At 70.6% G+C, this 13,387-nt stretch carries 15 protein-coding genes; 11 read left to right on the plus strand and 4 right to left on the minus strand.

Going from position 1 to position 13,387, the window contains the following annotated elements:
- On the minus strand, positions 1-489 hold a 489-nt coding region (locus ABT116_RS32155), incomplete at its 3' end, for a glycerophosphodiester phosphodiesterase (RefSeq protein ID WP_351640971.1).
- A gap of 249 nt (positions 490-738) precedes the next feature.
- On the opposite strand from ABT116_RS32155, the gene ABT116_RS32160 reads away from it, so the two are divergent.
- From ABT116_RS32160 to ABT116_RS32180, 5 genes are all read left to right on the plus strand, one after another.
- Positions 739-2,136, plus strand: coding sequence for a DUF6421 family protein (locus ABT116_RS32160; protein ID WP_351640973.1), 1,398 nt, complete (start codon positions 739-741; stop codon positions 2,134-2,136).
- A 41-nt stretch (positions 2,137-2,177) separates the two neighbouring features.
- Positions 2,178-2,924: an SDR family NAD(P)-dependent oxidoreductase gene (locus tag ABT116_RS32165; RefSeq protein WP_351641002.1), complete on the plus strand. Its 747-nt coding sequence runs from the start codon at positions 2,178-2,180 to the stop codon at positions 2,922-2,924.
- The gene (locus ABT116_RS32170) at positions 2,921-3,991 is read left to right on the plus strand and encodes a threonine aldolase family protein (protein ID WP_351640975.1); all 1,071 of its coding nucleotides are present in this window, start codon (positions 2,921-2,923) and stop codon (positions 3,989-3,991) included. The genes ABT116_RS32165 and ABT116_RS32170 overlap by 4 nt, the downstream gene beginning before the upstream one ends.
- A 92-nt stretch (positions 3,992-4,083) precedes the next feature.
- Positions 4,084-4,656: a transglutaminase-like domain-containing protein gene (locus ABT116_RS32175; protein WP_351640978.1), complete on the plus strand. Its 573-nt coding sequence runs from the start codon at positions 4,084-4,086 to the stop codon at positions 4,654-4,656.
- 12 nt (positions 4,657-4,668) lie between these two features.
- Entirely contained in the window at positions 4,669-5,370 is a 702-nt protein-coding gene (locus ABT116_RS32180) for a B3/B4 domain-containing protein (RefSeq protein WP_351640980.1), read from the plus strand.
- An 18-nt stretch (positions 5,371-5,388) separates the two neighbouring features.
- Here ABT116_RS32180 and ABT116_RS32185 read toward each other — a convergent pair whose 3' ends face one another.
- Both ABT116_RS32185 and ABT116_RS32190 read right to left on the minus strand, forming a co-directional pair.
- Positions 5,389-6,117 (minus strand): lysophospholipid acyltransferase family protein, encoded by a 729-nt coding sequence (locus tag ABT116_RS32185; RefSeq protein WP_351640982.1) that lies wholly within the window; start codon positions 6,115-6,117, stop codon positions 5,389-5,391.
- 188 nt (positions 6,118-6,305) lie between these two features.
- Entirely contained in the window at positions 6,306-6,722 is a 417-nt protein-coding gene (locus ABT116_RS32190; protein ID WP_351640984.1) for a DUF4395 domain-containing protein, read from the minus strand.
- Between the two features lie 77 nt (positions 6,723-6,799).
- Between ABT116_RS32190 and ABT116_RS32195 the strand changes: the two genes are divergently transcribed.
- The 4 genes from ABT116_RS32195 (at position 6,800) to ABT116_RS32210 (ending at position 9,815) form a co-directional block, all read left to right on the plus strand.
- Positions 6,800-7,213: a thioredoxin family protein gene (locus ABT116_RS32195; protein ID WP_351640985.1), complete on the plus strand. Its 414-nt coding sequence runs from the start codon at positions 6,800-6,802 to the stop codon at positions 7,211-7,213.
- Positions 7,214-7,295: 82 nt separating this feature from the next.
- A complete protein-coding gene (locus tag ABT116_RS32200; protein ID WP_351640987.1) occupies positions 7,296-7,787 on the plus strand; it encodes a flavin reductase family protein in 492 nt (163 codons plus the stop codon).
- A gap of 221 nt (positions 7,788-8,008) precedes the next feature.
- The gene (locus tag ABT116_RS32205; protein ID WP_053668510.1) at positions 8,009-8,797 is read left to right on the plus strand and encodes an electron transfer flavoprotein subunit beta/FixA family protein; all 789 of its coding nucleotides are present in this window, start codon (positions 8,009-8,011) and stop codon (positions 8,795-8,797) included.
- A 55-nt stretch (positions 8,798-8,852) separates the two neighbouring features.
- Positions 8,853-9,815 carry an electron transfer flavoprotein subunit alpha/FixB family protein gene (locus ABT116_RS32210; RefSeq protein WP_351640992.1) on the plus strand — a complete coding sequence of 321 codons (963 nt, stop codon included), beginning with the start codon at positions 8,853-8,855 and terminating at the stop codon, positions 9,813-9,815.
- A 57-nt stretch (positions 9,816-9,872) separates the two neighbouring features.
- On the opposite strand, the gene ABT116_RS32215 is transcribed toward ABT116_RS32210, so the two are convergent.
- Positions 9,873-10,778, minus strand: a complete 906-nt coding sequence (locus tag ABT116_RS32215) for an endonuclease/exonuclease/phosphatase family protein (RefSeq protein WP_351640995.1) — start codon at positions 10,776-10,778, stop codon at positions 9,873-9,875.
- 193 nt (positions 10,779-10,971) lie between these two features.
- On the opposite strand from ABT116_RS32215, the gene ABT116_RS32220 reads away from it, so the two are divergent.
- Together ABT116_RS32220 and ABT116_RS32225 are read left to right on the plus strand one after the other, a co-directional pair.
- Complete coding sequence (locus ABT116_RS32220) at positions 10,972-12,273, plus strand: DUF6986 family protein (RefSeq protein WP_351640997.1); 1,302 nt, start codon at positions 10,972-10,974, stop codon at positions 12,271-12,273.
- A gap of 189 nt (positions 12,274-12,462) precedes the next feature.
- Positions 12,463-13,387, plus strand: a 925-nt coding sequence (locus ABT116_RS32225; protein ID WP_351640999.1) for a serine/threonine-protein kinase, incomplete at its 3' end; no start/stop codon positions are given.

Here is a 13,387-nt window from a genome sequence, read left to right on the forward strand (position 1 = left end):
GGCCGCGACGGCGCGGTCCACGATGTCCGTGCCGTAGCGGCTGGCGATCAGCGCGGTGCGCACGCCCGGCACCAGGGGCTTGATCTCGGCGATCGCCTCGTCGTGGAACGAGGACACCTCCACCCGGCCGGACAGCCCGCGCCGGTTCATCACCTCGGCCAGCGCCCGCGCCGCCTGTTTGTCCTTGATCTCCGCCTGGAGCGGCGTGTGGACGGCCTCCAGGACCTCCTCGAAGACCGGGACCCGCTCGCCCCGGCCCGCGTCCAGGGCCCGCAGCTCGGCGAGGGTCTTCTCGGCGATCGGGCCGGTGCCGTCGGTCGTGCGGTCCACATCCGTGTCGTGCATGACGACGAGCGCGCCGTCCTTGCTGAGATGCAGATCGAGTTCGATGGCGTCGAGGCCCGCCTCCTGGGCGGCGACGAAGGACCGGAGGGTGTTCTCGGGTTCCACACCCATGACTCCGCGGTGACCGATGGTGAGGAAGTTCAAGACGCGACTCTCTTCCGTCGACAGGCGGCACTGGGGGCCTGACGGCCCCCCTGACCGTATCGCCTGGACCCGCCCTGTGCAGAGAGTGAGGGCATGGTCGCCGCGCATACGGGCAGAAGCGTGACCGACAGGAAAAAGTGCGGTGAAGCACAGGGTCCGGCAGGATAATTTCCCGGGTTCACCCTTGCTGGGAGGAACCTCGTGTGTATACGGTCTGCATACGTGAGATTCTCCCGTGGAAGGTGGGACATGACGGAAATTCTTGTGCAGGTGGGTTCGGAGGAAGGTCTTCCTCCCGTGGCCAGGGTGGTGGACCACCCGGCATGGCCCGTGCTCAAGGATGCCGTGGAGCGGATCCGGCCATGGCAGTCCAAGGACGGGTCGATCGACTTCGACGCCCAGGGTGCGCCCGACCCGGCCGACGCCGAGCTCGCGGTCCGCCAGGTCGCCGACGCCGTCCTGGAGCTCTCCCCGCTGCTCCCGCACGACGGCGCCTACCACGAGGCCCTCGTCAAGGACCTGACCCGGTGGGCCGACGGCGGCTTCCACGTGCCCGACTTCCTCGACTCGCTGCTGGCCTTCCAGCCCGCCACGAACCGCGCGGACGGCCTCCAGCACCTCGTCGTCTTCCCGATGTACACCCAGAACGGCAACCCGGACCGCAACCTCGAAGCGGTCGTGCTGCGCATGGTCTGGCCGGACTGGCTGGCCGAGCTGGAGCGCACCCGCTACGACAACCCGCTGTTCTGCGGCATCAAGTTCGAGGACTTCACGGCCGGCTACGACACCAACTCCGCCGTCCTGTTCCCCGAGACCATCGCCGTGCGCGAGGCCCCGGAGCGGTTCACCTGGGGCGGCATCTTCTGCGACCGCGAGGCCGCCCGCTTCCGCCGCGTGACCGAGGCCGCCGTCGACATCCTGGGCCTCGAGCTGCCCGAGGACGTCGCCGCGATGGTCCACGACCAGAAGCGCTGCGAAGAGGCGTTCGTCCTGTGGGACATGGTCCACGACCGCACCCACAGCCACGGCGACCTGCCCTTCGACCCGTTCATGATCAAGCAGCGCCAGCCGTTCTGGATGTACGGCCTGGAGGAGCTGCGCTGCGACCTCACCGCCTTCAAGGAGGCCGTGAAGCTCTCGGCCGACGGCGTCCCACAGGCCCGTGACGTGCAGGTCGCGGTCCTCTTCGACCGTATGTTCCGCTTCCCGGTCACCGGCGAGCGCGTGCGCAACTACGACGGTCTCGGCGGCCAGCTCCTCTTCGCCTACCTGCACAAGCACGACGTCGTCCGCTGGACCGACAACAAGCTCACCATCGACTGGGAGCGCGCCCCGCAGGTCACCAACCAGCTGTGCGCCGAGATCGAGGACCTCTACCGCGACGGCATCGACCGCCCGAAGCTGGTGCACTGGTTCGCCGGCTACGAGCTGGTCTCGACGTACCTCTCCCCGCACCCCGGCTCCAAGTGGGCCAAGGGCCCCGACGCCCTGGACACGACGCAGCCGCCGCGCAAGCTCGTCGATGACGTGCTTCCGGACGAGTTTCCGCTGAGCATGTTCTATGAGGCACTGTCCAAGAAGCTGAAGAACGTGATCGCCTCCACCAAGGGCATCACGGCGGACAGCGCCGAGCGGATCGCCGCGTGAGCGATCGGCGTACCGAGAACACTGCTCAGGAGGCGAAGATCATGGGGAACGGGGCGCTCAGCGGTGCGGTGATCGCGGTGGCCGGAGCGGGCGGGCCCGCCGGCCGGGCCGCGCTGCTCAGGCTGGCCGAGGCGGGAGCGACCGTCATCGGCTCGGACAACGATCCGGAGCGGCTGGCGGAGGCGGTCGACGCGGCGAGCTTCGCGTCCGGTGGCGCCACCGTCACCGGTGACACGGTCGATCTGCTGGACCTCGGGGCCACCCGCGACTGGGCCACCCGCGTCGAGAAGGACTTCGGCCGCGTCGACGGCCTGGTCCACCTCGTGGGCGGCTGGCGCGGCAGCGAGACCTTCACCCGGACCAGCCTCGACGACTGGGACTTCCTGGAGATGCTGCTGGTGCGCACCGTGCAGCACACCTCCCTCGCCTTCCACGAGGCGCTGCAGCGCAGCGACCGCGGCCGGTACGTGCTGATCAGTGCCGCCGGCGCCACCAAGCCCACCGCGGGCAACGCCGCGTACGCGGCCGGCAAGGCGGCGGCCGAGGCGTGGACGCTGGCCATGGCCGACTACTTCCGCAAGGCCGGGGGCCCCGAGGGGCCGACGTCGGCTGCTGCGATCCTGGTGGTGAAGGCGCTGGTGCACGACGCGATGCGCGCCGACCGGCCCAACGCGAAGTTCGCGGGCTTCACCGACGTCAAGGACCTGGCCGAGGCCATCACCGAGGTCTGGGAGAAGCCCGCCGCGGAAGTGAACGGAAAACGTCTGTGGCTCACCGAGAAGCCGTGAACCCGCCGAGGACCGACGCCCGCCGTCATCACGACCCCGAGGTCCGCGGCTTCGCCAGCGACAACTACGCCGGGGCCCACCCGGAGGTGCTCGCCGCCCTGGCCCTGGCCAACGGCGGGCACCAGGTCGCCTACGGCGAGGACGCGTACACCGAGAATTTCCAGCAGGTGGTCCGCAGCCACTTCGGACCCACGGCCGAGGCCTTCCCGGTCTTCAACGGCACCGGCGCGAACGTCGTCGCGCTCCAGGCGGTCACCGACCGCTGGGGCGCGGTGATCTGCGCCGAGAGCGCGCACATCAACGTCGACGAGTGCGGGGCCCCGGAGCGCGTCGGCGGTCTCAAGCTGCTCACGGTCCCCACGCCGGACGGCAAGCTCACCCCCGAGCTGATCGACCGGCAGGCCTACGGCTGGGACGACGAACACCGCGCGATGCCGCAGGTCGTCTCCATCACCCAGGCCACCGAGCTGGGCACGGTCTACACGCCCGACGAGATACGCGCCATCTGCGAGCACGCCCACGCGCACGGCATGAAGGTGCACCTGGACGGCTCCCGGCTGGCCAACGCCGCCGCCACCCTGGACGTCCCGATGCGGACGCTCACCAACGCCGCCGGCGTCGACCTGCTCTCCCTGGGCGGCACCAAGAACGGCGCCCTGTTCGGTGAGGCGGTCGTGGTCCTCAACCAGGACGCCGTCAGCCACATGAAGCACCTGCGCAAGCTGTCCATGCAGCTCGCCTCCAAGATGCGGTTCGTGTCGGTGCAGCTGGAGGCCCTGCTCGCCCGGGACCTGTGGCTGCGCAACGCCCGCCACTCCAACGAGATGGCCCAGCGCCTCGCCGAGGGCGTGCGGGCCGTGCACGGTGTGGAGATCCTCTACCCGGTGCAGGCCAACGCGGTGTTCGCCCGCCTGCCGCACGACGTGAGCGAGCGCCTCCAGAAGCGGTTCCGCTTCTACTTCTGGGACGAGACGGCGGGTGACGTCCGCTGGATGTGCGCGTTCGACACGACCGAGGACGACGTGGACGCGTTCGTGGCGGCACTCAAGGAGGAGATGGCCCGCTAGGGCCGGACGGCGGCCGCGTAGGCATGCATAGGTATGCGGCGGAGCGTAAATAGATTGACTGAGGGGTAAGTCTCTCTCTACGCTCTGCCTGCATGCAGCTCATCCAGCAAACGCCCGACCTCTCCGCCTACTTGGCCGCTGACGAGGCGATCGACCATCACCACCCGCTCGTCCGCCGGACTGCGGCGAGGCTCGCCGACGGGGTGGGTGACTCGTATGAGTATGCGCGGGCGGCCTTCGAATTCGTACGCGACACCATTGCGCACTCACAGGACTCCGGCGATCTCCGCGTCACCTGGCGCGCCTCCGACGTCCTGGATCAGCGCACCGGCATCTGCTACGCCAAGGCCCATGCGCTGACCGCACTGCTGCGGGCCGAGGACATTCCCACCGCGCTGTGCTACCAGAAGTTCGACGAGGTGCACGGGCTGGTCGCGGTGCGGTTCAACGGCGCGTGGCACCGGCAGGACCCCCGGGGCAACAAGCCCGGCGTCGACGCGCAGTTCTCCCTCGACGGTGAGCGGCTCGCCTTCATGCCCGATCTTGCGTCCAATGAAATGGACTATCCAGTGCTGTATGCTGCACCGCACCCGGTCGTGCTGGACGTCCTCAGGGCAGCGCGCGACCGGCCGCACCTGTGGCAGACGCTCCCCACCGCACTCTGAGGCAAGGCGACCATGACGCTCACGCTGACCGTTTCCGACGACGTACGCGCTCTCGCGCCCGGCTTCACGCACGTCGCGATCGAGGCGCACGGCCTGGCCAACGGGCCCAGCAGTCAAGCCAGTTCGGAGCTCCTCGACGACGCGGCACGGCGGCTCGCCGTACGACTGGACGGCCGCGCCCCGCACGAGGACCCGCACATGGCCGCCTGGCGCGAGACCTACACGGCGTTCGGCTCGAAGCCGTCCAGGACCCGCAACTCCGCTGAGGCGCTGGCCAAGCGGGCCCTCTCGGACGCAGGGCTGCCCCGCGTCAACCTGCTCGTCGACCTCTACAACGCCGTCTCCGTCGCCCATCTGATCCCCGTCGGCGGCGAGGACCTCGACCGCATCGAGGGCGGCATGCGGCTGATCCGCGCCACGGGGGAGGAGGACTTCGTGACCGTCGCCGACGGTGAGGAGACCGTCGAGCACCCCGACGCGGGCGAAGTGGTGTGGTGCGACGACACGGGCGTGACCTGCCGTCGCTGGAACTGGCGTCAGGGCCCGCGCACCCGGCTCACCGAGGAAACGACATCGGGCATCTTCCTGCTGGAGAGCCTGGCGCCGATGCCGGTCGCCGACGTGACGGCGGCCGCCGCGGAACTCGCCGAGCTGCTGGCGAGGTTCAGCCCGGGAGCGGACGTCAGCGTACGCGCTCCGGAGCCCTCCGCCTGAGAACCGGACGGGCGGGGCTCAGTGCGCCTCGGCCGCCCGCACCTGCTCCGGCGTCGGGGCCGTGCCGCCGAGGTGGGCCGGCATCCACCAGGTGTCGTCCGGGCCCTTCGGGCGGACGGGGTAGGCACGCTGGGCGGCCTCCAGAAGCTCCTGGACGCGCTCGCGCAGCTGGCGCGTGATGGCGCCCGCGTACTTGTCGCGGGAGGCCTCGATCGCCTCGCCCACACGGATCGTGATGGGGATGTGGCTGCGCTTGAAGTTGCGCGGGTGGCCCTTGGTCCACAGCCGCTGCGTGCCCCACACCGCCATCGGGATCAGCGGGACGCCGGCCTCCTGGGCCAGGCGCGCGGCGCCCGACTTGAAGCTCTTCAGCGTGAACGACTGCGAGATCGTCGCCTCCGGGAAGACCCCGACGATCTCGCCCGACCGCAGCGAGTCCAGGGCGTGCGCGTAGGCCGCCTCGCCCTGCTTGCGGTCCACCGGGATGTGCTTCATCCCGCGCATCAGAGGGCCGGAGATCTTGTGCCGGAAGACAGACTCCTTCGCCATGAAACGCACGAGACGCTTCTGCGGCAGGGCCGCCAGGCCGTCGAAGACGAAGTCCAGGTAGCTGATGTGATTGCTCACCAGCACAGCGCCGCCCGAGCGCGGGATGTTCTCCGAACCCTGACAGTCGATCTTGAGGTCCCACACCTTGAACAGCGTGCGGGCGAAACCGACGACGGGACGGTAGACGAGCTCTGCCATGGGCGGTTCGGACCCTTCCTGCTCTGCCTGGGAAGGGATTCCCAGTGGAGAAGTTACGCAGCCGTAGGTTTACGGCTTGTCGCAGATCGTGCCCGAAGAACGGCCGGGTAGCCAGTCCTCGTGCCCGTCGGCGGCGAGATTCTCGTCACGTCGTCCGAAGGTTCCCACCTCGTGCTTTTGCGTCCCCATTACTCCGCGCGGACCGCCACCCGCCGCACGAGCAGGTACAACTCGCAACCCAGGCAGTACCCGAACGCCGTATTCAGGAAGGCGGCGGCGAGCGCGGCGCCGGTCGCCGCGAGGCCCAGCCAGTCGGGTCCCAGGGTGTAGCCGACGAGCCCGAGTCCGGCGAAAAGCAGCCCCACCGCCTGGGCGAAGCGCGGCGGTTCGGGCGCCTCGAACTCCGTCGGTGGCCCGAGTCGCGGCCGGACCGCCTTGGCGAACAGCAGGCCGTACGGGGAGCGGCCGACCCCGCCCGCCGCCCCCAGCAGGAACGCCAGCGTCTGCCAGGCCAGCAGCCAGGCGCTCCCCGTGACCAGCACGACCGCCAGGACGGCGGTCGTGACGGCCGCGCCGAAACGCGGCCCTCTCGCATCGATGTCCATGGAACCAAGCATTCCGCAGTGCGGCCGCTTTACGGGGGCGGGAATCTTTGCGGTCTCGTGAACGCTTGCAGGAGGTGATGACCGGACTGGTGGTGTGCGTGGTGGTGCTCGCGGCGGCGAGCGCCTACGGAGTGCTGCAACGGCGGCGGAGCGGGAGAGTGCGGGTGCGCGGGCGCGACGACGGCAAGCGGCTCGATGCGGCGGAACTCGGCGCGGAACTCGGCGAGCGGGCCACGCTCGTGCAGTTCTCCAGCGCGTTCTGCGCGCCCTGCCGGGCGACCCGCAGGGTCCTCGGCGAGGTGGCCGGCGTCGTGCCGGGCGTGACCCACGTCGAGATCGACGCCGAGGCCCACCTCGACCTCGTACGGCGGCTGGACATCCTCAAGACCCCGACCGTGCTCGTGCTGGACGCCGACGGCCGGGTGGTGCGGCGCGCCACGGGGCAGCCGCGCAAGGCCGACGTGATCGCAGCACTGGGAGAGGCGGTGTGACGGGCGTGACGCAGTAGTGAGTCATCTCCCACATCGCAAAACGAACTTGACTGTGCGTACCATTTATCGTCAGCCTGACCCCATGCCTGCGGACCTTCTCGCCACGCCCGACCTCCTGCGCTCGGTCTTCCGGCGGCACGCGGCGGGAGTCGCCGTCATCACCGCTCGTGGCGAGGCGGGCCCGGTGGGCTTCACCGCCACCTCCCTGACGTCCGTGTCCGCCGAGCCGCCCCTGCTGTCCTTCGGCGTCGGCACCGGCGCCTCCAGCTGGCCCGCCATCGCGGCGGCGGACCACGTCGGTGTCCACATCCTCGGTGAGCACCAGCAGGAGCTGGCCGCCACCTTCTCCCGCAGCGGCGCCGACCGCTTCGGCCCGCCCACCGACTGGCGGGAGGGGCCCGAGGGGGTGCCCGTCCTCGAGGGTGTGCTCGCCTGGCTGGTGGGCCGGGTCGTCGCGCGCGTACCCGCCGGGGACCACAGGCTCGTGATCGCCGAGGTCGTGGACGGCGACCCCTCGGGCACCGGCCGTCCGCTCCTCTACCACCAGGGACGTTTCCAGCGTCTCGGCGACTGAACCGGGTGGCTCCCCGGGCTGCGTGACCGTCGAGTTCCGGTTACGCTGCGTTGCGAAGGTCACAGTTCAAAGCGCTTGCTTAGCGGGAACGAACTGGGTGTACTGACGAGTAATATTTCGCTCGGGGCGTGGGTTCGCCCCGACCGGGATCGGACGCTAGAGGCGCCTATGCTGCCTGCAAGTAGGCAGCATGGAAATGACGATGCAGTAGGAGAGCCGGCGTGAGCTTGAGGATCGTTGTCACTGTGAAGTACGTGCCCGACGCCACTGGCGACCGGCACTTCGCCGATGACCTGACCGTCGACCGGGACGACGTGGACGGTCTGCTCTCCGAGCTCGACGAGTACGCGGTCGAGCAGGCGCTGCAGATCTCCGAGAACTCCGACGACGACGTGGAGATCACCGTTCTGACGGTGGGCCCCGAGGACGCCAAGGACGCCCTGCGCAAGGCGCTGTCCATGGGCGCGGACAAGGCGATCCACGTCGAGGACGACGACATCCACGGCACCGACGCCATCGGCACCTCCCTGATCCTGGCCAAGGCGATCGAGAAGGCCGGCTACGACCTGGTCGTCTCCGGCATGGCCTCCACCGACGGCACCATGGGCGTCGTGCCCGCGCTGCTCGCCGAGCGCCTGGGCGTCCCGCAGGTAACCCTGCTCTCCGAGGTCTCCGTCGAGGACGGCACGGTCAAGGGCCGCCGCGACGGCGACGCCGCCTCGGAGAACCTGGAGGCCTCCCTCCCGGCGGTCGTGTCGGTGACCGACCAGTCGGGCGAGGCCCGTTACCCGTCCTTCAAGGGCATCATGGCCGCCAAGAAGAAGCCGGTGGAGTCCTGGGACCTGTCCGACCTGGACCTGGAGGCCGAGGAGGTCGGCCTGGAGGGTGCCTACACCACGGTCGACGGCGCGGCCGAGCGCCCGGCCCGCACCGCGGGCACGATCGTCAAGGACGAGGGCGAGGGCGGCAAGCAGCTCGCTGAGTTCCTCGCGGGCCAGAAGTTCATCTGAGCCCGGCATTCGCTGACCGCCCCTCATCTTTCGCAAGCAGGAGAGAAGAAGTCCCATGGCTGAAGTTCTCGTCTACGTCGACCACGTGGACGGCGCCGTCCGCAAGCCCACCCTGGAGCTGCTGACCCTGGCCCGCCGCATCGGCGAGCCGGTCGCCGTCGCGCTGGGCAACGGCGCCGCCGACACCGCCGCCACGCTCGCCGAGCACGGCGCGGTCAAGGTCCTCACCCACGAGGCCGCCGAGTACGCCGACTACCTGGTCGTACCGAAGGTCGACGCCCTCCAGGCCGCCCACGAGGCCGTGTCCCCGGCCGCCGTGCTGGTTCCCTCCTCCGCCGAGGGCAAGGAGATCGCCGCGCGCCTGGCGCTGCGTCTGGGCTCCGGCATCATCACCGACGCCGTCGACCTCGAGGCCGGCGACGAGGGCCCGGTGGCCACGCAGTCCGTGTTCGCCGCGTCGTTCACCACCAAGTCCCGTGTCTCCAAGGGCACCCCGGTCATCACGGTCAAGCCCAACAGCGCGGCCGTCGAGGCCGCCCCGGCCGCCGGTGCGGTCGAGGCCCTGTCCGTGAGCTTCTCCGCTCAGGCCACCGGCACCAAGGTCACCGGCCGTACGCCGCGTGAGTCGACGGGCCGCCCGGAGCTGACCGAGGCCGCGATCGTGGTCTCCGGTGGCCGTGGCGTCAACGGCGCGGAGAACTTCGCGATCATCGAGGCGCTCGCCGACTCCCTCGGTGCCGCTGTCGGTGCCTCGCGTGCCGCCGTGGACGCCGGCTGGTACCCGCACACCAACCAGGTCGGCCAGACCGGCAAGTCGGTCTCGCCGCAGCTGTACATCGCCAACGGCATCTCCGGTGCGATCCAGCACCGCGCCGGCATGCAGACCTCGAAGACGATCGTGGCGGTCAACAAGGACGCCGAGGCCCCGATCTTCGACCTCGTCGACTACGGCGTCGTCGGCGACCTCTTCGACGTCGTCCCGGCGCTCACCGAGGAGATCAAGACCCGCAAGGGCTGATCGACCCCGGCTGTGAGAGGCCCCCGTGACCACGCGAACGGTCACGGGGGCCTCTTCTCATCCCAGGGTCATCGAGGCCTGCACCGGCAGGTGGTCGCTCGGGTACGTCCCGTCCCTGCTGAAGGTGTTCATCCCGGCCCAGTGCGTGGTCACCCCGGGTGTGGTGAGGATCCAGTCGATGCGCCGCCCGCCGGGCTCGAGCGCCCGGTAGCCGTGGTGCGTCCCGTACGCGGGACCCCGTGAGGCCGCCGCGTCCCAGGCGTCCACCAGCCCGATGTCCAGCATGAGGTCGTACACCCGGTTGTCGTGGGCGGCCGCGTTGAAGTCGCCGGTGACGATGACCGGGGACGACCGGTCCCACCCGGCGATCGTCTCGCCGATGAGCCCCGCCGAGCGTTCCCGGGCGTGCTGGCTGACGCTGTCCAGGTGGGTGTTGAGGACGTGGAACTCCCGTCCCCCGTGGGCGAGATCGGCGAAGCGGACCCACGTCACCATGCGCAGCCAGTCCGCGCCCCAGGTGTTCGAGGCGATCGTGTACGGAGTGTCGGACAGCCAGAAGTGATCGAACTCGAGTGGTTCGAGTCTGCGTGTGTCGTAGAAGACCGCCATGAACTCGTCCTTGCTGCCGCCCCCGCGTCCGGTGCCGATCCAGTCGTAGTGCCCGCCGAGATCCGTCTCGATGGCGCGCACCTGCTGGTAGAGCCCTTCCTGGATGCCGATGACGTGCGGCCGCTCGCGGCGCAGCAGTTCTCGCATCACCGGCCGGCGCACGGCCCAGCGCGGTGTCTTGTCGACGACGGTCGCGAAGCGCACGTTGAACGTCATGACGTTCAGGGCGCCCGGGTGCTCGCCTGCGGAAGCGGGCTGCGTGGGGCCCGCGGTGGTGAGCAGCGGCCCCGCGATGGCGGCGGCCGCCGCCGCCTTGAGCCCGTGGCGGCGCGTCACGCCGGCCTCGTTCGGCACGTGGTCTCCCTCCCCTTGCACGTCAGGATGAAGCTTGCCTTCTGAGTACGGAAGAAGAGGGCCGATCGGCAGTGATCAAGAGCGAGGCATGGGGAATTCCACGTCAGGATGGTGTTGACCAGGCCGAAGGTCGGCCGATAACTTCGTTCTACGGATTGTTGAATCCGCTGTGCGGAAAATGGAGGGTCTCTTCATGGGTCAGGGCCGGCAGGAGAAGGTGGCGACGAGCCTCGCGGGAGCCGTCAGCGAGGAGATCAGCGCCTCCCTCGCGCCGGTCGACGCGGAGCTGGAGCGCCGCTACCCCGGAGACCCCGGTACCCGTCAGCCCGTCCACACCGTCTACGTACCCGGCGACGCCTTCGCCGCCGACACCGTCCGCTCCTGGGGCGACCGGGCCCTCGCCGCGCTCGACGAACACGCCCCGGACGCCGCGTCCTTCGCCGCCGTCCTCGGCCTCTCCGAGGAGCTCGCCGAGCCCGTTTACGGGCGCGTGCGCGCCAAGCTGGAGCGCGAGCCGATCGAGGACCTGCGCGTCGACTTCGAGGACGGCTACGGCAACCGCCCCGACGCCGAGGAGGACGAGGCCGCCGCCCGCGCCGCCCGGCTGATCGCCGAGGCGTACGAGGACGGCACCGCCGCCCCCTGCATGGGCATCCGCATGAAGTGCATGGAAGCGCCCGTCCGTGCCCGGGGCATCCGCACCCTCGACATCTTCCTCACCGGCCTGATGGAGGCTGGCGGCCTGCCCGGCGGGCTGGTGCTCACCCTGCCGAAGGTCACATACGCCGAGCAGGTCACCGCCATGGCGCGGCTGCTGGAAGCCTTCGAGAAGGCACACGGCCTGGAGCCGGGCCGGATCGGTTTCGAGATCCAGATCGAGACCAGCCAGTCCATCCTCGCCGCCGACGGCACCGCCGCCGTCGCCCGCATGATCCAGGCAGCCGAGGGCCGCGCCACCGGACTGCACTACGGCACCTTCGACTACAGCGCCTGCCTGGGCGTCTCCGCCGCCCATCAGGCCAGCGACCACCCCGCCGCGGACTACGCCAAGGCCGTCATGCAGGTCGCGGCGGCCGGCACGGGCGTACGAGTCTCCGACGGCTCCACCAACGTCCTGCCCGTCGGCCCCACCGCGAAGGTCCACGCCGCATGGCGCCTGCACTACGGCCTCACCCGCCGCGCCCTGGCCCGCGCCTACTACCAGGGCTGGGACATGCACCCCGGCCACATCCCCACCCGCTACGCGGCCGTCTTCGCCTTCTACCGGGAGGGCTTCGAGCAGGCCGCCGCCCGGCTGTCGCGCTACGCCAACCGCACCGCCGGCGACGTGATGGACGAGCCCGCCACCGCCAAGGCCCTCAGCGGCTACCTGCTGCGCGGCCTGGACTGCGGCGCCCTGGACATCGGGGAGGTCGCCCGCCTGGCCGGCCTGACCCGGGCGGACCTGGAGAGCTTCGCGGCGCCCCGCCGCGGGGATCTGACGGCCTCCGCCTGACCCTACGAGTCCAGGATCTGACGGCCTCCGCCTGACCGTGTGGGTCCGGCGGATCGGCCGGCGCGTACCGGCCCTGTCACAGCCGTCACCGACGCCTGTCGTCGTCACCGGCGCCCCGTAGTCTGTACGCCACGCACTGACGGTGTGGGTCGTCGGCGCATTCGGTGGGGTCACAGGAACGGGGCAGCGGTGTCGACGGGGGAGCACGGGCAGACGGACGGGGCCGGACGACTGCTGGCAGGCCGCTATCGCGTCACGGCGGCGCTGGGGCGCGGCGGCATGGGCGTCGTATGGAAGGCCGTCGACGAGGTCCTGGGCCGTGAGGTCGCGGTCAAGGAACTGCGCACCTACACGGACGCGGCGGGACCCGAACTGGCAGCTCTGCAGTTGCGGATGCAACGCGAGGCGCGCGCGGCGGCCCGGGTGCGCCACCCCGGTGTCATCGCCGTGCACGACATCGCACAGGTCGACGGCCGCCCGATCATCGTCATGGAACTGGTCGACGGGCCGTCCCTGGACGACGTCCTGCGCGAGCGCGGCACGCTGGACCCGGGTGAGGCGGCCGGGATCGGCGCGAAGGTCATGGACGCGCTGGCCGCCGCCCACCGCGCGGGCGTCCTGCACCGGGACGTCAAGCCGGGCAACATCCTGCTCGACCGCACGGGCCGGGTCGTCCTCACCGACTTCGGCATCGCCACGATGGACGACCCGGGGGACGGTTCGACCACGCACCTCACACGCAGCGGCGAACTCGTCGGCTCCCTCGACTACCTCGCCCCCGAGCGCGCCCAGGGCGCCGACCCGGGCCCCGCCTCCGACATCTGGGCCCTCGGGGCCACGCTGTACGCGGCCGTCGAGGGCTCCTCGCCCTTCCGCCGCACGTCGACGTTCTCCACGCTCACCGCGATCGTCACCGAGCCGCTGCCGGAACCCCGCCGCGCAGGCCCCCTCGCGCCCGTCCTGCAGCGGCTGTTGGACAAACGCCCCGAGTCCCGCCCGGAGGCCGACCAGGCTCGCGCACTGCTCCGGGCCATCGCGGACACCGGCGGCCGGGACACGCCGACGTCCTCCCTGCGGGGCCCCGCGATCGCGCCCTCGCGCGCGGAGACGGAGC

Origin of the sequence: Streptomyces sp. NPDC002130 (assembly GCF_040296465.1) — a bacterium.
Taxonomy (GTDB): domain Bacteria; phylum Actinomycetota; class Actinomycetes; order Streptomycetales; family Streptomycetaceae; genus Streptomyces.